Origin of the sequence: Streptomyces misionensis (assembly GCF_900104815.1) — a bacterium.
GTDB lineage: Bacteria > Actinomycetota > Actinomycetes > Streptomycetales > Streptomycetaceae > Streptomyces > Streptomyces misionensis.
On record NZ_FNTD01000004.1, the window covers coordinates 3,527,666 to 3,551,875 of the forward strand.

Consider the following 24,210-nt stretch of genomic DNA (forward strand, 5'->3'; position numbering starts at 1 on the left):
CCGGAGTCGCCGTCTCCCCAGGCAGGAGGGGGTGAGAGGACTCTCGGAGAGCGCCCCGAGGACGAAGGACGCACATGACGAAGGACCAGGCACCCCCGCTTCCCGCCACCCGCAGGACCGGCACCCGCCGCCAGGAGCCCCGCCTCAAGCAGGACCGGGCCGTTCGCACCCGGAACACGATCCTGAAGGCGGCGGCCGAGGTCTTCGCGCAGCGGGACTACCCGTCCGTGACGATCCTGGACATCGCCGAACAGGCCGGCGTGACCAAGGGCGCCGTCTACTTCCACTTCGCCAACAAGGAGGCCGTCGCGGTCTCCGTGGCCGAGCAGTTCTACACCGCGCTCCTCGCGTCCGTGCGCCCGGTGCTCGACACCGACGCGACCCCGGCGCGCAAGGTCGTGGAACTGCTGCGGCACACCGCCCGCTCCTTCCACGAGGACCCGCTCACCCAGGCCGGCAGCCGACTGCAGATCCAGCAGTGGGCGATCGAGTCCGAACTGCCCACGCCCTACGTCGGTTTCACCCAGGTGCTGGCCGAACTGCTGACGGAGTGCCGCACCAACGGCGCGCTGCCGCCGGAGGCCGACCCCGAGGCGCTGGCCCGTGTGCTGCGCTCCGCGCTCTTCGGTGCGCAGCACATCTCCGGCGTACAGCACGGCTGGTCGGACATCGTGGAGCGGACGGAGGAGATCATCCAGGCACTGCCCGTCCTGGCTCCGGCCGCACGCGACTGACCCCCCGCCGGCCCGCCGCACCCACCGGTCCATCGGCCCCACGAACCGTCACGCCAGCCTGCGGCCGTCGGCCGCCGCGGGCTCCACGATGTCCGCGGGCTCGACGATGTCCGCGGGCACCCCGCCGAGGCGGTGCAGGGCGTACGCCGCGGTGACCATCGTCATGTGGTGGTGCCAGCCCGGGAAGGACCGGCCCTCGAAGTCCAGCAGCCCGAAGTCCCGCTCCAGGGACTTCAACGAGGCCTGCGTGCGCACCGAGTGCCGTACCAGGGAGAGGATCTCGTCGGCGCGTCTGTCCGTCGGCGCGGTCAGCCAGAAGCGGATCGGCCGGCGCTCGGCGGCCGACCACTGGGTCAGCAGGCGGTACACCGGCTGCGGCGCGGTGCGCCCCGGCTCGGGCGGCACGGGCAGCCGCACCAGCCCGGAATGGACCACGAGGTGGCGCACCGGGCCGTCCGTCCGGCCCGCCGAGATCACCCGCGGCGGCCGGGCGCGCTCGCCCCGCCCGGCGTACTCGCCGACGGGCAGTGGCCGGGGCTGTTCGGTGCCGCGCGCCGCGGCGGGCGCGGCGGGGAGCACGGCCTGGCTCGGGTGCAGCTCGACCACGAAGTCCAGGCCGCGCGCGGCGAGTCCGGCCACCAGGGGGCCCGCCTCCGGGGTGCAGCGCAGGTCGGCGACGACCGGCGCGGGCGGTGTGAGACCGGTCCCGGCGAGCGCGTCGACCATGCCGAGCACATGCCGGCTCACCGGCTCGGCCGCCGCGGACAGCGGCAGCCGGGCCCGGGAACGCAACCGCTCGTCGCCGCACCAGCGGTCGTCCAGCAGCAGCCGCCAGTCGACCGGCACGCTCATGTCGCCCGAGGACAGGAACAGCCCGATCCCCAGCTGGCAGTTGACGGTCCGGCCGGCCTCCGGCACGAACCGGCGGTGGACGCCCACCGAGTGCTCGCCGCGCTTGGGGATCACCGCGATACCGGTCGCCCAGGCCGCCACCGGCATCCGGGCCACCACCTGGGCGGCGATCGCGCGCCGCGCCGGATCCCACGGCCAGGGGCTGGAGTTGATGAACTGCTGGAGCGACTGGGCCGCCGTCGCCGACCGGGGCACGGTCAGGGCGAGGTTGCGGATGGATTTCTTGCCCCGGGTGGTGAGCAGGCCGGCGAGGTAGACCTCGGCCCAGCGGCGCTGGTCGGCCCGTGGCAGATGAGCGAAGACCTCCTCGGTGAAGTCCGCGACCGTGAGCGGGCGGCCCGGCCCGTGCGGCGCACCCGGGAGCCGAGCCGTCCACACGGACGACGGTGGCACTGACACGGTGTGGTGCAGGTGCTCGTCAAGCACGTCCCCTCCAGGTCAGCTTGCTGGACGCCGGTTGCTCTGTGGTGCGTCATCGCAGGAGCGAAGACATCCAAAAAATAATACCCTCAAGAACGAATTAAAAGTGCGCACCGCGGCTCCGCGAGACTCTGCTATCTCCCGACTCTGGGCACGGGAATGCCCGTTCGACTGGGACGGCGAGGAGGACAGACCGCATGCTCACGTGCGGGTGCGCGGCCCCGCGCGCGGAACACCGGTCCCACGACGGGGCGCGTACCGTCGCGGCCCGGCAGACGGACTGCCCGGCCCCCAGGGAGGTGTGCCGTGAGCGTCACCGTGCACGTGTGGTTCGACTACATCTGCCCGTTCAGCCTGATCGCGCGGAAACTGCTGGCCGAGGCCGTGGCCGGGCGCGACGTCACCTGCGTCTGGCATCCGTTCGAGACCAACCCGCACTGCGTCGAGGAGGCCGGGGAGTACCCGCCGGGCGCCTGGAACCGGCTGGTCACACCGCTCGCCGCCCGCTACGAGGTGCCGCTCGCCGGAGCGCCGCAGAACCCGCTGCGCCGGGCGCGCCTGGCCTTCGTCGGCTACCAGTACGCGCTGGACTGCGGGGCGGGACAGGCCTACAACGACCGGCTGTTCACCGCGTACTACTACCAGTGGCGGGACATCTCCGACCCGGTCGAACTGACCCGCCTGGCCGCCGACGCCGGCCTGGACCCCGGCCGCTTCCGCGACGCCGTCCTCTCCCCGCGCTACACCCGCCGCCACCTCGACGCCCTGGACCACGCCCGCGACCGGGAGGCCATCACCAGCGTCCCGGTGATCTCCGTCGCGGGCGAACGCCTGGACGGCTTCCACGGCGTCCCGGAACCGGCCCTGCTGACGAAGGCGCTGGACGAGGCGGCGGGCTAGACCGGCGGGCCGGGGCCACGGCGGCACGCTCCCCGGGCTCCGGGGACCCCGGCCCCGTCACCGATCCCGGCCGCGCCGCTCGCGGCGGCCGGGATCGACGCAGGGCGGTGGCGCGGGAAGGGGAGACGGCGCGGATCGTCCTCCCCGGGGGCGCCGGCAGGGACCCCGCACGAAGCACCGCCCCGAATCCTCCCGGTCCGTCCCCACGACCGCACTCCCCCTCCGCCCCGACGATCCCTACCGCAAAGTCATCCGCTCACCCACGCGAGAGGCCCCCGCACAGCACCGCGGAGACCCATCCGAACCACACGCCGCCCCGGCCGTCACGACTTGCCCCAGTTGGCCAGGTAGGCCGCAACCGGCCCGAACGACTCCTGGTACGGGACCCGCCGTACCGACACTGGTGGCGGCCGCCGGCGCGCCGGGTGCCGCCGGCGGCCGCCGAGGACACGACGGCGGCCGTCGTGGCCGGGTCCGCGCGGACCACGGTCGCACGCCGCCCCGGCCGTACGGAGGAGACAGTCATGAACGGGTTCGGCACGCTGGTGGTGTGGGCACACCCGGACCGGGACGGCGCCGGCGAGGGCGAGCAGCCCTCACGCGTCGGCGCGGCCCTGGCACGGGCGGCGCGGGACGTACCCGGCGTCCGGGTGCACGACCTGTACCGCGCCCATCCCGACGGCGTCATCGACGTACCGGCCGAACAGCGGCTGCTCACCGCGCACCGGCGGATCGTCCTCCAGTTCCCGTTCTACTGGTACTCGGTCCCGCCGCTGCTCAAGCGCTGGCTGGACGACGTCCTGGAACACGGCTTCGCCTACGGCAGCGAGGGCACCGCGCTGCGGGGCCGCACCCTTCAGGTGGTGACGACGACGGGCGGCCCCGCCTCCTCGTACGGCCCCGAGGGCTACAACCGCTTCACCATCCGGGAACTGCTGCGCCCACTGGAGGCGACGGCCAACCTGTGCGGCATGGACTTCCCCCCGCCCTTCGTGGTCCACGGCACCCGCACCCTCACCGACGCCGACGTGGCGGCCGAGGCCGCCCGCTACCGAACCCTGCTGGCGTCCCCCGCCCTGCCCACCGCGGCCTGACAGCCGACCCGCACCCCACGCCGATCCGCTACCCTGTCATGGACCGCCACCCCGGTGGCGTTCCCCGCCCTCACGGGATCTCTGGAAACTTCGGTCGTCGCAGCTCAGGCCTGATGCCATGTGACGCCTCCAAACGCTGCAGCCGCGTCCCGCTCGGCGCGGCCCCAGCCCCTCGTTTCGGACGTCAAGCCCAACGTACTGTTGTCCACCAGTTGTTAGATACGTTCTGCCGCCGCGCTCTGGTCATCCACGAACAGGCCGTGCGCCTCGTACTGGCCAACCGCGCATCGGCCCGCGTCGCGGTCTAGCCCGAGTCAACGTTGCCGCTGCTGCCGGGGTTTTGGGTCGTAGTCGCCCCGCTCATCTCCTCACCTGGCGAGCGCCAGCACGTCCGGGTGGATCTCGCTGTAGGCCAGGCGGGAATGGTCGTCGACAGCGGAGTGGACATAGTCGAAGCCCACGTTGCTGCGTCGGGCCCGGCCGGCCTGGCGGCCCAGGACCTTGTGGCCGCCGCCATCGGGGATGCGGCCGAGCTTTTTGACCTCCACGTGGACCAGCTCGCCGGGCCGGTCGCGTTCGTAGCGGCGGATGACCTGGCCGGTGGGCCGGTCCAGGTGGGCCGGCCGGTTCAGGCCGTGACGGACCAGGATGCGGTGGGTGGTCGAGGCGGGCAGGCCCAGGATCGGGCCGAGGCGGGCCGGTCCGAGTTTGCGTATCCGCCGCTGCTGGCACACCTGCGCCTCCACCGTCGGCGCAGTGCGGTGCGGTGTCGTCAGGGGGCGGCTGGAACGGTCGTGCAGGCCGGCCTCGCCCTCCGTCCGCCAGCGACAAAGCCACTTGTGGGCGGTTGCGCGGGAGATGCCCATCTCGGCCGCAACATGCGCGACAGGGCGGCCGGCGCCGACACGCTCGACAAGCAGTCGCCTGCCGCGAACAGTGCCTTGGCCTGAAGTCACGCCTGACAGAAGGGTGTTACTTCTGCATTACCCCGACATGGGTCTCACTTGAACTTGCCGCCCTAGTGTCGGAAGCCGCAGCTGCGAACGAGGCAGGGGTATCCATGGGCGATGGCAAGGTCCCCGGCAAGGTACTGGACATCAAGACCGCCGACATCAAGGCGGCGGCACCTGCCTTCCAGCAGGGCGCCATTGACCTGAGCAAGGCCCTGACCACGCTCATTCAGACCCTGGACGGCCTGGGCGAGCCCTGGGGCCACGACAAGCAGGGAAACCAGTTCGGTGGCGTCTACAAGCCGCACCAGAAGAAGATCGAGGGCGCGGCGGGCATCCTGGTGCTCGGCCTGACGAGCATTCACGAGGCCATGACCGACATGGCGGACGGCCACGTGGACAACGACGAACTCATCGCCGGCATGTTCACGGAAGTGAAGACCGACAAGCCGAGTGACGGTGCCGGTGAGCATTGAGGACAAGGCCCGCCACATCCTTCTCGACCTGGGCTTGTGGTGGCCGGAGGCCGACTCGGGCAAGCTTCGGGACGCCGCGAAAGCCTGGCGTGCGTTCGCCGACTCCGTGGACGACGTCCGTTCCCCGGTGCACCGCAGCGCGTCCGGCATCATCCACAACAACACGGGTGAGTCGATCGAGGCGTTCCGTAAGTTCTGGGGCCGCTACGCCACCGGCGAGAGCGGCGGCTGGCTGAGCGATCTCGCCAAGTCCTCGCGGGATATGGCGGGTGCGCTGGACAAGTTCGCCGACGCCATCGACGACGCGATCAACAAGCTCTGGACGCGGATCGCCATCGACGCGGCCGTGATCGCGGGTGGTGTGGCTTTGGCCATCATGACCGCGGGCATCGCCTCGGGCACGGCGGCAGCGGCGGCGGACGCGGTCATCGAGTTCGGCGCCACGGTGGGTGTCGGGGTCTCCGCCGTGGTGGCCGACATCGTCGCAGGCGCCTTCGTCGGCGTCGCGTTCGGCGGGGTCGAATCGGTCACGGTGGACCTCGCTGTCGCTCAGCCGCTGCAGATGGCCACGGGGCTGCAGCACGGCTTCAGCCTGGACGAGGTCAACCAGGCCGCCAAGGACGGCATGATCTTCGGCGGCGCGCTCGGAGCGGGCGGCGGCCTGCTCAAGGCGAGCATGGAGGGCGGCCTCACCGACACCACCCCCCTGCTGCTGCGCCCGCCGTCGCTGCGCCCGGACCTGGTCGACCTGGGCCCTGCGGCCCGCAACGCCGAACGCACCCCTTGCGTGGGCGAGCCGATCGACGTGGCGACCGGCGCCATGCTGATGACCCAGACGGACCTCGCCCTGCCGGGCACCCTGCCGCTGGAGTTCACCCGCACCCACCTGTCCTCCTACCGGGGCGGCGTCTGCTTCGGCCCGACCTGGATCTCCACCCTGGACGAGTGCCTCCAGATCGACGGCGAGGGCGTCGTCTTCGCCGCGGCCGACGGCATGCGCCTGGTCTACCCGGTACCGGAGCCGGGCGTGCCGACCATGCCGGTGAAGGGCCCGCGCTGGCCGCTGGAGTGGGACGGCAAACCGGACGGCGCGATGACCGTCACCGACCCGTCGACGGGAGTGACCCGCACCTTCGCAGCCCCCGTCCCCTCACCATCCTTCGGCGTCTTCCACCTGGCACTGGACTCCTGGAGCGACCGCAACGGCAACCGCATCGACGTCGAACGCGACGACGAGGGCATCCCGTTCGGCATCCGCCACTCCGGCGGCTACTACGTCGCCGTCGACACCCAGGGCCCCCGCATCACCGCCCTGCGCCTCCTGGACGAGCCCCCTTCCCGCTACCGCCCGGGCACCACGACCGACGAGGGCACGGTCGTCATGCGCTACGGCTACGACACCACCGGCAACCTCACCGAGGTCATCAACTCCAGCGGCGAACCCCTGCGCTTCACCTACGACACCGAGGGACGCGTCACCCGCTGGACCGACCGCAACGGAACCTGGTTCGGTTACGTCTACGACGACCGCGGCCGGGTCACCCGCACCGAGGGCATCGACGGCATCCTGTCCGGCGCCCTGACCTACGACGACACCGCACGCACGACGACGTACACGGACTCTCAGGGGCACGTCTCAGTCCACCGGTACAACACCGAGGGCCTGGTGGTGGAAGAGACGGACCCGCTCGGGCACGTCACCCGCACGGAGTGGGACGAGTACGGCGCCCACCCGGTCGCGGTGACCGATCCGCTGGGCCACACCACGCGGTACACCTACGACGACGCCGGCAACCTCACCGGCCTCGTTCTCCCCGACGGCACAGCGGCCCAGGCGGAGTACAACGCGCTCGGCCTCCCGACCAAGGTGGTCGAGCCGGGCGGGGCAGTCTGGCGGCACACCTACGACGAGCGGGGCAACCGGTTGGCGACCGTCGACCCGCTCGGTGCCGAGACACGGTACGCGTACGACGATGCGGGCCGTCCTACGGCGATCACGAACGCGTTGGGCAATACCCGGACCACCGCCTGCAACTCCGCCGGGCTCCCTATAGCGGTTACCGACGAACTCGGACACACCACCACATTTCATCGGGACAACTTCGGGCGCATCACCACAGTCACCGACCCGCTCGGCCATGTGACGCGGATGGGCTGGACCATCGAGGGCAAACCCGCCTGGCGTGGACTCCCCGACGGCGCTCGGGAGGAGTGGACCTGGGATGGCGAGGGCAACCTCCTCACCCACACCGACCCTGCGGGAAACACCACTCAACACACTCCAGGCCCGTTCGACGTCCCCGCTAGCCGCACCGATCCCGACGGCGCCCACTACGAATTCGTCTACGACACCGAACTACGGCTCACAACCGTCACCAATCCCCTGGGACAAAGCTGGATCTACACCTACGATGCAGCGGGCCGCCTGACCGCAGAGACCGATTTCAACGGCCGCAGCATCACCTACGCTCACGATGCAGCAGGCCGCCTCACCACCCGTACCAACGGCGCGAACGAGGCCCTCTTCTACACCCGGGACGCCCTGGGGCGAGTCATTGAACAGCGCACCGAGACCGGTGACATCACCACGTACGCCTACAACCCCAGAGGCCATCTGAGCCGTGCCGTCAACGCGGACGCCGAAGTCGTACTGGTTTACGACGCATTGGGCCGCTTGCTGTCCGACAGAGTCAATGGCCGCACCATGGTCTACGCCTACGACGCCCTAGGTGTGCTGTTCGGACAGGTTGGTGACGCGGCTGGCTGGTGGGTGGCCGCCGATGCCGGTGTGGGGTCGGTGGTAGTTGTACCAGTCCAGCCAGTCGGGGAACGCCGCTTGTCGTTCGGTGTCTGAGGTGTAGGGCCGGATGTAGGCCCATTCGTCGAGCAGGGTGCGGTGGAAGCGTTCGACCTTGCCATTGGTCTGGGGCCGCCAGGGCCTGGTCCAGCGGGGGCTGATGCCCAGGTCGCGGCAAGTCTGGCGCCAGGTGTTCTTGGTGTAGGCCCAGGCGTTGTCGGTCAGGACCCGCTCGACGATGACGCCTTGCCGGGCGAACCAGGCAGTTGCTCGTCGTAGGAAGCCGGCGCAGGTGGTGGCGGTCTCGTCGGGCAGGTCTTCGGTGTAGGCGAGGCGGGTGTGGTCGTCCAGGGCGGTGTGCAGGTAGGCGTAGCCGACTCCGGTGCGGTTGCGTCGGCCTTCGGCACGGCCCTGGGTGCGGTGCCCGCCGCCTTCTGGGATGCGGCCGAGCTTCTTGACGTCGATGTGGATGAGTTCGCCGGGCCGGGCGCGTTCGTAGCGGCGGACGGGTTCGCCGGTGGCCCGGTCGCAGGCGGCCAGGGCAGGCAGGCCGTGGCGGACGAGGATGCGGTGGACGGTGGATGCGGCGATGCCGGTGCGGGCGGCGAGTCGCAGCGGGCCGATCCGGTGCTCGCGCCGCAGCCGCAGAACCTGTGCCTCGACGGCAGCCGGGGTGCGGCGGGGTTGATGGTGCGGGCGGCTGGAGCGGTCGTGCATGCCCGCCTCGCCCAGCTGCCGGTAGCGGCTGGCCCAGCGTGCGGCTGTGGTGTGGCTGACCTGGAAGCGTTCCGCGGCCCGGCGCAGCGGCCAGCCGTCGTCCACGACACACCGGGCCAGACGCAGCCTCCCAGTCGGCGTCAGCGGGGCGTTACGGTGGGACACGAGGGCCTCCTGGCGGTCGGCGGTAGATGTCGCAATCCACACCGAACCCAGAAGGCCCTCACCTGTTCAAGCACCCAGCACGCGTGTCACCAACGTCCCGGGACAGCACACCTAGGACAACGCACCCACCGCGTCACGCCCACCGGCCTCGCCTCCGACTGGACGTACGACCCAGCGGGCCACCTCACCGGATTCGAGTCGGAACATGGTTCGCTGTCCTTCACTTATGACGCTACAGGACGCGAGACCCAGCGCCGCATCGGTGACGGCGTGGTCCTCAACCAGACATGGGATGTCAACGACCGCCTCACCACCCAGGCCCTGAGCTCCCCGCCCTCGGCCCGGCACGCGGAAGTTCTTCTCCAGCACCGCAGCTACGCCTATCGCCCTGACGGCTACATCACCGAGATCCGCGAACTCACCTCTGGGACCCGTCGCTTCGACCTTGATGCCGTCGGCCGGACCACCGCAGTCCGTGCACTCGGCTGGTCAGAGGCTTACGCATACGACAACACGGGCAACCTCACGTACGCCACGGGTCCAGGCCGCCCAGAAGCTGGCGAGCGCTCCTTCACAGGCACGCTCCTGCGCACTGCGGGTCGCACCACATACGAATACGATCCCCAGGGGCGCCTGGTCCGCAAGACACGCAAACTACTCAACGGCCAGACTCGCACCTGGTCTTATACCTGGAACGCTGAAGACCGCCTCACCGCAGTAGTCACTCCAGACGAGGAGCGCTGGCACTACACCTACGACCCACTCGGGCGCCGTATCTCCAAGCGCCGCGAGGCCACCGACGGTCGCGCAACTTCAGTAACTTATTTCAGCTGGGACGACACCCGTCTCGCAGAGCAGACCGGGGCGGATGGGCGGGCCACCACCTGGGCCTATGCGCCAGGTACTCACCGACCTCTCGCCCAGACCGATCACTGGTATCGCACGCGCACTCCGGAGATGTCCTTCCTGGTTCAGCTCGCCGAGGAGACGAACGCGGATCGCACCACAAGCTTCCACGCGGTCCTCACCGATTTCGTAGGTACTCCTACCGAACTGGTCACCACTGATGGCGAAGTGACATGGCAGCGCCGCACTACGCTATGGGGAACCGAGTTCCCCGTAGGGCCAGAGGACTGGACAGCCGTGGAGTGCCCGCTCCGCTTCCCTGGACAGTACGCCGATGCAGAAACCGGCCTGAACTACAACCACTTCCGTTATTACGACCCCGAGACCGCCCGATACATCAGTCCCGACCCCCTGGGCCTAGAACCCGCTCCCAACCATCACGCGTATGTGACATCGCCTCTGTCGATATCAGACCCGCTCGGGCTGACACCCTGCGGCATAGCATCAGTGACGGGCCCTGCTGGGGAAACACTGCCTCTCCCTAAGGGGGCGGCTGGTACGCCAGTCGCGACAGGGAAGGGCTGGGCTTACGATATTCCCGCTGGCACCAAGGGGATCGATCCCCGGGTTACGCAAGTTCGGGTAATGGATCCGGTAACAACAGGAAAGTATCAGTACCCCAACGGATACGTGGTCTACATGAACAAGGCAGGGCAGTCAGTTAACCCCCTAACCGGTCAGACAGTCAGCAAAGCCGACCCCTACAACCATATCCCGATTCCATGATTTCAGTGAACAGTCTCGTTACAGCGAGGCACGAACTCCCGAATTCCATCGAGGTGGCCGATCCTGACCCCTTGAGGGAGATCGACACCCTGCAAGAAGCCCAACTGCTCGACTCCCGAGTGTGTCAGCTGACCTCGACGGCTGCACTTCTCTTCGAACTACGCACCTCGTTGCAATTCGACGTCGGAAACGCGGCACTACTTGTCGTGCGAGGACTGAGATCTTTCGAATGGAGGTCTTCGACTGCACAGGTACCCCTCATGGCCCTGACAGTAGTATCCAGCCTGCCCGATCGGGCTGCCGATTCATTTCGCGAGAGGTTCGATCTCTTCCCCGACGCACAACTCAATCTTGCGGGTACGCAGGCAGAATTCTATGTTCTCGAAGTGGACGGGATCAGTGACATTCCACCTGACTACTCGGGCATGACTCGTGAGCACATCGAACGGGAATTGCCCTCGTGGTCCTCCAGGTGTAGTCCGCTTCAGGTGTCGAGCGTGTAGTCCCGACGCGGGGGGGGCGGTTGACCTCGTCGTTGCTCGAAGACGCCTGCACTCACCCCTGGCCGAGGTTGACAGCGCCTCGCCCTGGGTGAATCGACGTCAGCCTGCCTTCACCTTTGGAAGGTGGCCCTCTGTCCATATCCGCGCTGAGCCGGCTCATGGGCTTTGCTCACCCGGACGGCGAGTCATTGTCAGCGGACGGAGCGCTCGCCAATCAGGCGGCTGCAACGCCCGCGCACGAGCGGCGCGGCCACGGTCAGCGTCGCACCGTCGACGAGCTGGCGCGGCATGCGCCGATCTCAGCTGACCAGAGCGGGTCCCTGGAAGTATCGCTATGAAGCCATCGGATGCACCCATGACATCCACGCGATCTTACGAGCGCCTAATCACAGCGAAAGGGAAAATCTATACACGCAGATACCCGTCCGGAAGATCGAGTACGCAACCGACGACGCCCTGCACATCTAGATCGAATACTCCCGGTCCAAGATCGCCGCAACCCTCCGCGTCATCTACCTGACACGGTAGCGTCCAGGCCGTTCGGTGCACGTCACCGCACGACACGCTCCGTCGGCCGGTTCAGGGGCTCGGGCCGCGTGGACGGGGCCACACAACAGCAGGGCATGACGTCTCGATCTGCTGCCGCACCCGCTAGACTGTCCGCGGTGCACCACTTGAGTGGGGCACCTGAGGATGCCGGGGACCCCGAAGGATAGAGATCCGTCCGATATTGGTGGATTTCAAAGCCTTCGCCCACACATCCCCGCCTTCGTGGGGCTTGATCGAAACTCTCAGAGCGCAGGTCAGAGAGGGCGGCCCCTCCGCCCTCAAAACGCGCTTCGAGTGAACTGGGAACGCTGTCAGTATCGCCGCAGGTCACGGCCTGTCAGCTCTCCTCACCCTCACACCTCTTGGGCGCGAATCGGCGCGACGGTTGAGTCTTCCGTTTCACGCCTCTCGCTTTCATCCACTCCGGCGCTCATCAGGGGCGTCGAGGTGGCCATTGCCGGACTCTCAAGGCATGAGACGTATCGCAACCCGCCGACACAGCCACTGCTCACAAGAAGTTGCCGTCGTTGACGAGCGGGAGCGTGTCTTGCTCAGACGCTCGCCCGGTGAGAGGGCGTGGAAGCCATTGAGGGCGACAGTGGTCCGCCTCCAACCGACCGGTTTCTCCCTCATTCGAATCCAGGACCCCCTGTTCAGTCACTGGTACTTGGCTACGGTTCCCGTGGTCGGCAAGTACACACCCCCTGTGACCGCACCGACGCAGGTCGCCACCAGGCACATTTTCGCCGTTCGTCGGGGCCAAATGAGAAACCTCACCCTTCGTCCTTGCGCGAGCACGTCACCAGATGCCGTGTATGCCTGGCACCCCCTGACCGAGATCGAGGGTGACCTGCATGTGCACCCGCACGAGCTCGGCCCATTTCTGCGGGGCTATCTGGAGGGGTGGATCCCCGATGGCGTCATCACCCTCACGGAATGAACGACTCACAGTCCTGCCCATGGGTAGGGCAGCCGGAACTCACGAGCAGCTCGACATGATCCGCATGCGGCCACCCTCGGCATCCTCACAGAGCTCGGCTACCTCGTCGAGCCAGACCCGTCAGGGCGCACGGGGATGCTGATCATCCGGACTGGCCAGGCGACCACCGCTGTCGGCCTCGCTGCGGACCTCCAACGAACCCTGGCCAAACGCACAGAGCCTCTCGCCAACGGCCAGCAACCGTCTCCATAAAGCGGCAACAAGAATGCCGACGTCACAGCCCCCCCCATGATCTAAACTGGTGTGTACTTGCACCAACACGAGGCGTGTGTCGACTCAACCGGCACGGAGGGACGGGCCCCATGGCGACGTGGGATCATTTCGGCATGCCCCGGAGCAACAACGACCAACTGCCGGCGACGTACATCGCCTCCGGCGAGTGGCCGTACGCCCGGCTCGTCGAGAGCGCCCCCGTCAGCGCGCACTATGGCCAGGCCTTCGCACGTAACCTGGCGACGGCCATGGCGGCCTCCGAGATCGGCCTGCGGACGCTCGGCGACAAGGCAGGCGTCTCCCACGCCACGATCAGCCGACTGCTCCGGGGGATGGTCCTGCCAGACCTGGGGACCCTGGCGCGCCTGGAAGTGGCGCTGGGCAAGAGCTTGTGGCCCGGGCCAGCCGCTTGGACGGAAAGAGATCACAGGTTCTGAGCAGCCGCTCAGAACTGGTTAGGGCCCGAGGTACCCGACAGTGTGACAGGGCGCCGATCAACGGCGGACACCGATCCAGTACGGCTGGAGGTTGCGTGGCCGTCGTCAAGCGACGGGTGCGTACCGCGGTGATCGGCCACGCCGATCCCAAACTCCGCGTGGCCTTTCGATGGAAGCGACAGAGCTCGACGACTTCCGGGCGCCCGCTGCCGAGAGCCGGCGGGCATGGTCGTTCTCGCCCAACCATGTCCGCGCTGCCATCGACTTGTCCCAAACTGTGTCTAGTGCAAGGCGGGGCCCAGGGGAGGGAGACCGAGCGTGGCAAGAACGGCGCCTGCCGGACCGACGGAGGTTCTCAAGTACCTACATGAGTATCTCGATGAGCACTTTCGGACACTGCACACACATCGCCAGGCACTACAGCCAGCAGCGCCCGTCTTCGCCCTGGAACACGAACTCAACCAGGATGACCTTGAGTTGCTTTCGAGTGCGGTGTGCGGGGCTGTCGTAGAAGGATTCGACATTCGACACCGTACTTGGTGGTTGCCGTTCGTAGTGCACGCTGCTGAGATCGGGTATCTCTATACCGGAGACGAGTACTGGCCCCTGTTCTCCCAGAAGACACCGGGCTGGGAACGTGGCCCGCAGTGGAAAATAGACAATAACCGTAAATATATTAAGCAGTGGTATAAACGGTTTGCGGCCGAGTACGGTGGGATTGAACCCAAGGGGGCTTTTGCTAAGAACTTCAGCATCATCGCATGGCCAATCACACATGCTATCATGCCAGCTGACCTACAACGCCAGATGGCACAGCTTCTATACGAGGCGCGCGCAATACTTACACCGGCCATGCTTGATGACCCACGCGTTCTGGGGGCCAGCCTGGCATCACGCACGGGCGGGTACAGTGATCGCTTTCAAAAATTCTGCTCGAATCAAATTCTGCTCGGCCATATTTCCGCAGCTCTACTATCAGGCGACGGCGAGGAATCTCCGTACCTGGCGCAATCGGCACTCATTCGTCTACTTGACGACCTAACAGAAGAGCATGATTCACGAAACTGGCTGTACCAGGCTAGGCGCTCGGCGCACACAGTCCGCTCTAGCGGATTTCTTCCGACGAGTACGAGCTCGGGGCCTGCGCAGCGAGGACAGCCTCTACCGACTGTCTCCAATCCGAAACTCCTCTTGCGTCAAGAAGCCAACGGATGGTGCCCCTATTTGAGCCTACCCGACCTCACGATTCTTCAAGCAGAAAATATACAGGTCGGCGAGGAACTTCGGACACGGCGCCCAAAAATCGAGGGACGTCACCAACCACTTCCCCGCGGGAAACTGCTGTACCCGGGCAGAGTACAGCTAACCGCGTGGCCTCGGCCGGGCACGCCCATCATTCAATTGGAGCAGGGATCCACACAAGTCAATGAGCTGATAGCCGAGCGCTGCATCATCACCAGGGGACCCTGGTGGCTCTTCCGGAAGCAACCCGGAGGTCTGGCTATCGAAATCAAAGGTGGAGTTGTCCGGCCAGGTCATGACTATTGCCTGGTCGGCCGCGCCGGCCTTCCCCCCCTGGATCTACCTTGGGTATCTGAAACATTCATTCTTGCTGATGGAGTGAATGCTTTCGATTTAAAGGTGCCCCACACCCTTAGCGAAGCGGAGGTCACTCAGCTCACAGCAGTGGGCCTGTCAGTGGTGTCGAACGTGTCCATCCACCCTGTGGGTCTTACTCCGGCTTCCTGGGATGGGGAAGGAGTTGCCGAGTGGATGGCCGGGGAACCAGCACTCCTCATGGTGAAGTCTACTCAAGCGACAGAGAAATGTTCAGTAAGGATAGACGGCGGACTGCCTTCACTGCTCGAATGGCCTGCAGGTAGCCAAGAACTAGTATTCGCTCTAGAGAACCTTCCTGTGGGCACGCACGAAGTACATGTTGCACTCCTAACCAGGAATGCAGGCAGACCCTTTGTGAGCGGTTCACTTATCGTCACTATTCGCGATCCTCACCCAAGCTTGGAGGAAAACACTGAGGGGGCAGGCATCCGGCTGTTCGCCACTCCAGCCCGCCCGAAGCTAACCGAGATTTGGGAGGGCCGGGCAAGCCTGTCGGTAGACGGTCCTGTGGGGACGAGGGCTGATCTGAGTATTGTGCTGCGCGACGAATCCGACAAGGAGCTGGTTCGCCAGCGTCATCCAATCTCTCTTCCCTTTCTCGACAACGCATGGACGAGGTTGGCAGCCCAGGAGTTCCGCAAGGGAAAGCTACAGAGTGTTTACAATGTAGCCGAGTCATGCGAGATATCGGTTTCCCGCAACGGAGTCGGCTTCGCGTCTCTCAGATGTGAACGTGGATTTCATCCGCTCCGTTGGATTCTCACTAAGCAGCGCAACGGTGGGTACACCGCACGCCTAATAGACCGTACAGACGGCGACTGCACTCAGGTGCTCCTCTTCTCTGTGGAGAATCCTCTGCTCGGTGAGCAGCAAGATGCCCGACGGCCGATTACCGTCCCAGCGAGTGGTGGCATGCTTCGAGCCACTTCCGGCCACGCGACCGCAGCCATCATCCTGCCTCCTGACCCAAATTGGCTGCGTCAGAGGCCGAACGACCGGCCAAAAATCTGCTGCACAGGCACTCCCATGTCCGACGTGCTCGAACTAATCCGTGGGCACCACCAATGGCAGGATGCTGATCTGTCAGCCGATCCCTTCTCCTACCGCCAGCGGCAGCTGGTGCTCGATGCGATTACAGCGGCCCTCGTGTCCCTCACGGCCGGGAACAGATGGTCTCATTTGGAGCGCAGACATGGTCGCCTTAGTGCGCATAGAAGGCCAGACATGTTGGATGAAATGCAGAAGCTCGTCGGCGAGGCTCAGGCACAACGTGCTGTAGCCCGCTACATCGCTGACCATCTCTGGCAGTGGGCGGATTCGCTGCCTGCATTGCGGGAGGGTCTGAGCGAGGCGATCAGTCCCATCGCGTCAGACACTGGTATCGGCGACCCGCGTGTTGCAGCGGAATTCCTACTGCTTCTTGCGAGCACACCGGGGTCTCTGGAGAGTTGGGACGAGAACGAGCGAGATAAAATGCTGAGATGTGTGCTGATATCACCCGTCCTTATTCGTGCGGCTCGATTCGCGGTAATGGGTACTGAGGATCTTCGAGAGGTATCAGAGCGTTCGATTGCCGGAGGAATCCGATGAAAGTAACGGCGCTCAGTAAGCAGGAGGCAGCACATCGAACAATCCGTGCACTCTGGTTGGATGAGACGACAACTGATGCGTTCTCTGCCGAGGCGCTCTCCGCTTTGCTCCGCCGTGCAGCCTCTTTCCTGTGTCCGTCGACTCCGCGCCGCCTTGTAGATTCAGTAATTGAGGCTCTCAGTCCACTGGACGAATCAAGTTTGGTCACGCGTCCCCAAGTGGCAGCACAGCTGGACCTTTTGGTATCGATTGGTGACCTGATCGAACTTCCTCACCGAGGTGATCGTAAGGGGCGTCAGATTTACCTGGCTCCGCCTTCATTCGTGGAGAAGGCGCTCGGGCGGTACCTCTTGCTCGGTGTGCGGCCCAACGGCGCACCACTCGTAAACGAGTCGCTGGGCGCAGGAATCCAGTATGAGGGCCACACCAGGTCTCTCAAGCTCGACGCTCAGCTCGCCCCGGGGCGTTTGCGCGCCGCCGGCCTGCATGAGATACCTCTTGATCACTGGCTCAAGCGACCTAGAATGGATCAGGCAGCCGCGGTCGTTACTGTGATGCGTCATCGCTTGGACGGTGCCGGTGAGTCTGGAGAGATCGACGGTCTCAAGATCATCGATACGGCGGCTTCCGTCCTCTACTACCGAGGTCGCTGGCGACAGCTCGCGAGCAGTGACTCGGGAGATTTCGTTGCCCGCCGATCTCAGGCTTACGGTGCTGACTTGTGGTGTTTTGTGCGCGTGGAGCATGGAGTCCCTCGCGCACTGGTGGATCTTCCAGTTGATGACCTCGATGCGGCAGGCTGCGACGAGGCGTGGCGCACACAGGCAGCCATCGATGCCTTGGCGGGCACACCGCAAGTCATGTACATAAGACCGGCTCCGGGGACGTCCGGCGACCGATGTCTGGACCTGTTCAGCCCCGTGCCCGGGTGGGCGCAGCGCTACCTCGAGCTTGTGGGTATCCCTGTCCCGCAGGCAAGAGGAGCACTCGTCTCTTACCGCGTACCGATGTCGGCGATCGGCCCAGTGCGGGCGTTCTTCACTGACATGCTATGGATGCACGTCAGAGAAGAGGGAGGGGTGGCGTAACAGTGGAAGCGCCAACGATCGCGGAGACGATCAGCAAGATCCAGACAGCCCTTCGGGACTACATCGAGGCGACCTATCACATCGGGCATCCCACCGTGCTCGACCAGCGTCGCGAACTGCTCGAGCAGGAAGGCGTGCTGTTCCAAGCCCCCTTCATCGAGAGCACCCCTCGCTACCAGACGGACCGCGGCTTCGGTGATCTGGACCTCGACGAAGCCGTGCGAGAGATGCTCAGCAGCCTGTCGGCACATGCGGCCGGCTCGAAGAGCCTGCTGTACGACCCGCCCTATACCCACCAGGCTGAGGCACTAGAGTCGACCGCTCGCGATGGCCTGAGTCTGGCCGTCACGACCGGTACAGGTTCGGGCAAGACTGAGTCGTTCCTCCTGCCGATGCTGGCCAAACTCGCGGCAGAGGCCGCACACAAGCCTGAGTCCTTCAAGGTTCCGGCTGTGAGGGCACTAATCCTCTACCCAATGAACGCGCTAGTGAACGACCAGTTGGGCCGTCTTCGCCTCCTACTGAGCGACCCACGCGTCACTGCCAGGTTTAGCGAGTGGGCCGGCCGCCCGGCACGCTTCGCCCGCTACACCAGCCGAACGTTGTACCCAGGCGTGCGCAAGGCCAAGAAGGACCAGACGCGCCTTCGGTCCATCGAGGACTTCTACGTCAACCTGATCGACCTGGCGAACGACTCCTCATCGCCACAGCGTGGGGAGGCAGATGCTCTCATCAAGGAGCTGGAGGCACGAGGCAAGTGGCCAGCTAAGCCGAATCTGAAGGCGTGGTACGGCAAGAGCGGTTCCCGGTGGAAGAACAGTGCTGGCGAGTTTATCCGTGCCGTTACCCGTCCCGAAGACCCGGAGCTTCTGACACGCCATGAAGTGCTGGAAGAGCCTCCAGACGTCCTGATCACCAACTACTCGATGCTCGAGTACATGCTCATGCGTCCGCTTGAGCGGCCCGTATTCGATGCGACACGGGACTGGTTGGCGAACAACCCCGACGAGAAGTTTCTTCTGATCATCGATGAAGCTCACATGTACCGGGGCGCCGCCGGCGCCGAGGTGGCACTCCTGCTCCGTCGTCTACGCGCGAGGCTCGGTATCCCCGCAGAGCAGCTGCAGGTGATCTGCACAAGTGCCAGCTTCACGAGCCCCCGGTATGCGCGTCAGTTCGCAGCACAGTTGAGCGGCAAGTCCGAGGCCGACTTCAAGAGCATCGAAGGCAAGCTTGCCCTTCGGGCAGGCGCCAGCACAGGAAGCCTGCAGGATTCACAGGTCCTAGCTGCCGTACCAATGCACGAATTCTATGAGGGTGAAGGGAACGAGGCCCGCATCGCTGCTGTACAAGACCTGCTGGACTACCGTGCGGTCGACCTGAGGCCGGGCGCCACGGTTGGCGAGTTGCTATACGAGGCGCTCGACGCCTTCGGTCCAATGAATCTTCTCGTCAACGAGACAATGAAGCAGGCACAGCCCGTCAGCGACCTGGGCACACTCATCTTCCCAAACGTGGACCAAGTTCTCGCTGACAGAGCCGTTTCTGCTCTCGTTGCACTCGGTAGCGCTGCACGACGGTCGGTGGACGGTGCAGGGCTGCTGCCGTGCCGCGTGCATGCGTTTTTCCGCGGTCTCCCCGGGCTGTGGGCATGTCTCGACCCTGACTGCCCGGAGGTCGACCGAGAGGTGTACCCAGAGCCAGGTCCGGTGGGCCGACTCTACGCTCAGCCCAGAGCAACCTGTGACTGCGGAGCCAGGGTTTTTGAGCTGTACACGTGCCGACATTGTGGCTCCTCCTACGCGCGGGCCTATACCGACGACCTCGTCAACCCCTCGCACTTGTGGAACGAGCCGGGAGGAGCCTTCCAGTCTGCTTCCGGCCTCATCCCGGAACTGCAGCCCCTTGACCTGCTACTCGAAGAGCCCTACGAGAAGAGCGTCGAACTCGCCGACCTCGACCTGGTCACCGGCAGACTCAACCCAGAGAAGGTACTCGATCGTCGCGTGCGTAGCGTGTTTCTGCCCGGACTCCGGAGCGGGGAACCAATCGCCGGCGAAGATGACGGCGACGAGGCCGAGGCGGACGGGCAGTTCAAGCCTTGCGGTGTCTGCGGTCGGCGCGCAGGCTACGGGCGCTCGTCAGTACAAGATCATCAAACGAAGGGTGACCAACCCTTTCAAGCCTTGGTGACCCGTCAACTCGAAGTGCAACCACCAGGCGCGCAGCCGAACACCGAGTTCGCGCCATTGCGTGGGCGTAAGGTACTCGCTTTTTCTGACTCCCGACAGGTCGCCGCCCGGCTCGCTCCGAACCTGCAGAGTTACTCGATGCGCGACGCCATGCGGCCCCTAATCCTGCACGGGTGGCAAGAGCTGGAAAAGACGATGCTCGAGCCCATGCTGTCCTTGAACCATCTATATCTGGCAGTCATGGTTGGCGCCCGCCAATTGTCGGTCCGGCTTCGCCCCGAACTGCGCCCTTCTGAGTCACTTCACGTCCTGGACAGGGTCGAAGCAGCCATCGAGAAGGGCGCACTCAAGGGCAACCCCGGCGAGCTCATGCAGTTGTTCAGCATTACCGATCCGCCACCGCATGCGCTGATGCGGACGATGTACGCGACGCTCACGGACAAATACCTCGGCCTCGCATCCCTCGGCCTCGCATCCCTACGGGAGCCCCGAGCCAGGACTGCTGATTTGCTCGCAACGCTCCCCGGCATCAACAGCGTGGCGACCAGCGAGGAATCCAAGCTAGCGCTGATGCGCATGTGGCTCATGCAATGGACGGCCCCCGGCATCTGGTTCCCGTCGATGACCGATGGAGACTGGTGGAAGACGGAAGGTGGCGTCCATCCGCACACGGGTAAATTCCAATCGATTGACCAATGGCTCCACTCCAAGGCAGCGAAGAAGCAGTTCAATGACACATGGCTGCCTACACTGCTTCAGGAGTTCTGCGAGGCAGTGGCTGGGAAATATCGACTGTCAGCCTCGAAGGTCTACTTGGATCTCGGAAGGGTTTGGGGATATTGTGAACGCTGTCGTTTCACCCAGCGACCGTTCCCCGGTTCTTCCCGGTGCGTCAACTGCCGAGACGACCAAGTACGTACGCTAGACCCCGACACGGACCCGGTGTTTCAAGCCCGTAAAGGGTACTACCGCGCCAGCGCCACACGAGCTCTACGGGACAGTCCCGAGTCTCCGATGAGCATCATCGCCGCTGAGCATACGGCGCAGCTCAATGCCGCGGCACAGTCAGACGCCGTGTTCTCCAAAGCAGAAGAACATGAGCTGCTGTTCCAAGACGTCGACCTCGGTCTGCCCGGATCCGGAGATCGCAAGAAACCCGCTGCCATCGATGTTCTGTCTTGCACGACCACTATGGAAGTGGGCATCGACATCGGAAATCTGTCCGGTGTCGCTCTACGTAACATGCCACCTTCGCGCGCGAACTATCAGCAACGCGCAGGTCGGGCCGGTCGGCGGGGCAATGCAGTCGCCACTGTGCTGGCCTTTGGAAGCGCTGACACCCACGACGATCATTACTTCCGTCAGCCGGAACTGATGATCCGCGGTGCGGTCGATGACCCAGTACTGACGATGGACAACGAGGAGATCACACGACGTCACGTTATCGCGTACCTGCTGCAGCGCTACCACCAGGACCGTCTTCCTGACATCGACCCCGACGAGCAGCCACAGCTTTTCGAGGTACTGGGACAGATCACGGACTTCACCGGAACAAATTCACCGCTGAACAGGTCCGACCTAGAAGAGTGGTTGAAGTCTCATGAAGACTCTCTTCGGCAAGACATTGCGGCATGGCTCCCCGACCAGCTCGGCCAGAACGGTCACCACTCCGTCCTGGAAGACTTCGTCACAAGGACTCTCGACGAGATCGACAAGGCCCTTGATCTCGATGCCAGCGGGCACCCTGTGACGGCCTCCGATAGTGACGCGTCATCGGAATCTGCTGAGGACGATATGGAGGACCCAGCCGAGGATCCGGAGGAGCCAAATGCCAGGCGGACCCAGAAGAACCTGCTCGATCGACTTCTATACAAAGGAGTGCTGCCGCGTTACGCGTTCCCGACGGACGTCGTATCGTTCTACGTCTTTGACATCGATCGGTCGACGCGTTTCAAGCCTGAGTTCCATTATGCGCCCAGTCAGGGTCTTGCGGTAGCGCTCAGCCAGTACGCACCCGGCAAGGTGGTGTGGATCGATAACAAAGAATGGACCTCCGAGGCCATCTATGCGCCAGTCCAAGAAACGCGTCACCAAGCTTGGCGGGACAAGCTGCTCTACTTCGAGTGCCAGGTGTGCCATTACGCCAACTACTATTCGTACAGCGAGGCCGCGCCTGGGGATGAGCGCAACTGTCCGGCCTGTCGTGCCGAAGGCAAGTTCGGCAAGGCTAAGAACTGGATGCGCCCGCCGGGGTTCGCGCACCCGGCCAGGAAAGATCCCGGCACCAGTGCCGACAAGGCGCCGGCTCGCAGTTACGCCACGCGAGCCAAGCTCATGGCATCCGGGCCGACCGAGGAGAGCGCCTGGCAGCGCGTCACGAACCGGCTTGAGCAGACGTATCGTCGCGAGACACTGCTGGTGACGAACACCGGTCCCCGCAGCGAGGGGTACACCTACTGCACGCTCTGCGGGCTCATTGAGCCGACAGCCTCGGCCACAGGCGTGGTGAGCGGGACGCACAAGAAGCCTTACCCCGATGAAAAAGAACCGAACTGTCCCGGCCATCGCTCGACCCGTGGACTGGTGCTCGGTACCGACTTCATCTCCGACGTACTCCTAGTCCGTTTCAAGGTGGACTCGCCCATCACCCTCAAGCCGGACTACCTATCGACACACATCGCGCTGCGCACAATTGCTGAGGCCCTGACGATTGCTGCGACAAGGAAGCTAGGAATCGAGGCCACGGAGTTGCAAGCGGAATACCGTCCTGCGCTAACACCTCTTGGCGGCGAAGGTCGGGAAGCCGACATCTACATGTACGACACCCTCGCTGGCGGTGCCGGCTTCACCCGCCGGGTCAACGACCACGGTATGGAGATCTTTAGGCAAACGCTGAAGCTTCTCGAAGACTGCCCAGCGAACTGCCATGAGTCCTGCTACCGCTGTCTGCGCAGCTTCCGCAATCGGTTCGAACACAACCTCCTTGACCGCCACGTCGGGGCCAGTCTCCTGCGCTATCTGATCGACGACACGCCACCTGCCCTTGACGAAGCACGACTCGCGCGGTCGACCGACAAGCTCTTCGAGGATCTCGATAGCCGAGAGCTCGGTATCACGTTCAAGCGAAACGTCAAAACCGACGTCGAAGGTGTCGGGCCGGTCACTGCGCCCATCTTGGCTAGGGAGAGTGACCGTCAATGGATCATCGGTGTTCACAGCCCTCTGACTCCGGGTGTAGCACCGAACGACCGGTTGCAGCATGTCCAGGCAAGTTCCGGGAAGAGCAAAGTTTCGGTCCATCTGGTTGACGATTTGGTGATTTCCCAGAACTTGCCATTCGCGACCCAAACCGTTCTGAAGACTCTGACATGAGCCAGAACAGGACGCAAGTGACGACATTGAGGCTTGGGGTTGACCGGATTAGCCTCCATTGCCTCTCCTGCTCGCACGGCAAGGGTATATAGCCCACCGGGCGGCGGCCCGCATATTGCTATGCGGGCCGCCGCCCGTGCTGAAATAACGAAGAAGCCTAGCGTCACTCTACACAAAGATAGACGGAAGCACCACAAGTAAGAACCTTCTACCCTGAGCGTTACCCCTTCCTTTGTGAATCGCTAGGGCAATCGATGAAAGATACCAAAGGGGCAGAATGGCCGAAGGTGGCACTGGTGAGGAGATGGGCGAACAAGACCTTGCGGAGGGTCAGATACCCATCACGGCACTACAGGAGCACTTCAGCGTGTCGTTCACGCGGATGATTGCTTATGCGGCTGGATGCTCTATAAAAACTCACGAGACCGATTTTGAGGGCGTTGACATCACTATTGTTTCTTCGACGGAGTACCGCGGTTTCTATGGGCCGCAGTTCGAGCTTCAATTGAAGTGCACCTACCAAGAGAGCTTGCTTAAAGATGACAGCATGACATGGAAAATGAAGGCAAAACCGTTTCGAAAACTAACTCGCGCGAAGCGGTATATCCCCGCCTACCTTGGTGTCCTCCTTATTCCACGCGAGCCGGAACCCTGGCTTCACATAAATGAATACGGCTTGTATACGCGTAGCCGCATGTTCTGGGAGTCTGCGGATAACCTTAGATACGACGGCCCGATCAATGATTACCACACGGTACATCTACCACGCCGGAACCTTTTCACGGGTGAGCAGCTTCTGGGCATCATGAAGTCAATCGGCGATGCAGAGAGGGGCCTGAGGTGAGCCGA

Annotated in this window: 12 protein-coding genes and 2 pseudogenes; 11 read left to right on the forward strand and 3 right to left on the reverse strand. The window is 64.6% G+C overall.

Going from position 1 to position 24,210, the window contains the following annotated elements; translation table 11 throughout:
• The first annotated feature begins 74 nt into the window (after positions 1-74).
• Positions 75-734 carry a ScbR family autoregulator-binding transcription factor gene (locus BLW85_RS17615; protein ID WP_070023791.1) on the forward strand — a complete coding sequence of 220 codons (660 nt, stop codon included), beginning with the start codon at positions 75-77 and terminating at the stop codon, positions 732-734.
• Positions 735-782: 48 nt separating this feature from the next.
• On the opposite strand, the gene BLW85_RS17620 is transcribed toward BLW85_RS17615, so the two are convergent.
• A complete protein-coding gene (locus BLW85_RS17620) occupies positions 783-2,072 on the reverse strand; it encodes an IS701 family transposase (protein ID WP_244174873.1) in 1,290 nt (429 codons plus the stop codon).
• A 300-nt stretch (positions 2,073-2,372) separates the two neighbouring features.
• On the opposite strand from BLW85_RS17620, the gene BLW85_RS17625 reads away from it, so the two are divergent.
• Positions 2,373-2,966: a DsbA family oxidoreductase gene (locus BLW85_RS17625; RefSeq protein ID WP_074992549.1), complete on the forward strand. Its 594-nt coding sequence runs from the start codon at positions 2,373-2,375 to the stop codon at positions 2,964-2,966.
• A 524-nt stretch (positions 2,967-3,490) separates the two neighbouring features.
• On the forward strand, positions 3,491-4,060 hold the full coding sequence (locus tag BLW85_RS17630) for an NAD(P)H-dependent oxidoreductase (protein ID WP_070024456.1): 570 nt from the start codon (positions 3,491-3,493) through the stop codon (positions 4,058-4,060).
• Between the two features lie 389 nt (positions 4,061-4,449).
• Here BLW85_RS17630 and BLW85_RS17635 read toward each other — a convergent pair.
• Positions 4,450-5,016: pseudogene (locus tag BLW85_RS17635) on the reverse strand (leucine zipper domain-containing protein); the annotation flags it as partial.
• A 104-nt stretch (positions 5,017-5,120) separates the two neighbouring features.
• On the opposite strand from BLW85_RS17635, the gene BLW85_RS17640 reads away from it, so the two are divergent.
• A complete protein-coding gene (locus BLW85_RS17640; RefSeq protein WP_074992550.1) occupies positions 5,121-5,486 on the forward strand; it encodes a hypothetical protein in 366 nt (121 codons plus the stop codon).
• Positions 5,470-8,217, forward strand: a pseudogene (locus BLW85_RS17645) (DUF6531 domain-containing protein); the annotation flags it as partial. The gene BLW85_RS17640 and the pseudogene BLW85_RS17645, both read left to right, overlap by 17 nt.
• Here the strand turns inward: BLW85_RS17645 and BLW85_RS17650 are convergent.
• On the reverse strand, positions 8,212-9,165 hold the full coding sequence (locus BLW85_RS17650; RefSeq protein WP_107409137.1) for an IS481 family transposase: 954 nt from the start codon (positions 9,163-9,165) through the stop codon (positions 8,212-8,214). The pseudogene BLW85_RS17645 and the gene BLW85_RS17650 overlap by 6 nt on opposite strands.
• A 270-nt stretch (positions 9,166-9,435) precedes the next feature.
• On the opposite strand from BLW85_RS17650, the gene BLW85_RS17655 reads away from it, so the two are divergent.
• From BLW85_RS17655 to BLW85_RS17680, 6 genes are all read left to right on the forward strand, one after another.
• The gene (locus tag BLW85_RS17655; RefSeq protein WP_341867963.1) at positions 9,436-10,797 is read left to right on the forward strand and encodes an RHS repeat-associated core domain-containing protein; all 1,362 of its coding nucleotides are present in this window, start codon (positions 9,436-9,438) and stop codon (positions 10,795-10,797) included.
• 2,378 nt (positions 10,798-13,175) lie between these two features.
• Positions 13,176-13,499 (forward strand): helix-turn-helix domain-containing protein, encoded by a 324-nt coding sequence (locus tag BLW85_RS17665; RefSeq protein ID WP_244174874.1) that lies wholly within the window; start codon positions 13,176-13,178, stop codon positions 13,497-13,499.
• A gap of 318 nt (positions 13,500-13,817) precedes the next feature.
• Positions 13,818-16,709: a hypothetical protein gene (locus tag BLW85_RS38850; protein WP_143060448.1), complete on the forward strand. Its 2,892-nt coding sequence runs from the start codon at positions 13,818-13,820 to the stop codon at positions 16,707-16,709.
• A gap of 218 nt (positions 16,710-16,927) precedes the next feature.
• Entirely contained in the window at positions 16,928-17,797 is an 870-nt protein-coding gene (locus tag BLW85_RS39425) for a hypothetical protein (RefSeq protein WP_158101668.1), read from the forward strand.
• Positions 17,798-17,799: 2 nt separating this feature from the next.
• Positions 17,800-23,361, forward strand: a complete 5,562-nt coding sequence (locus tag BLW85_RS17675) for a DEAD/DEAH box helicase (protein ID WP_244174875.1) — start codon at positions 17,800-17,802, stop codon at positions 23,359-23,361.
• Positions 23,362-23,638: 277 nt separating this feature from the next.
• Positions 23,639-24,205, forward strand: coding sequence for a DUF4365 domain-containing protein (locus tag BLW85_RS17680; protein WP_074992555.1), 567 nt, complete (start codon positions 23,639-23,641; stop codon positions 24,203-24,205).
• The last annotated feature ends 5 nt before the right edge of the window (positions 24,206-24,210 follow it).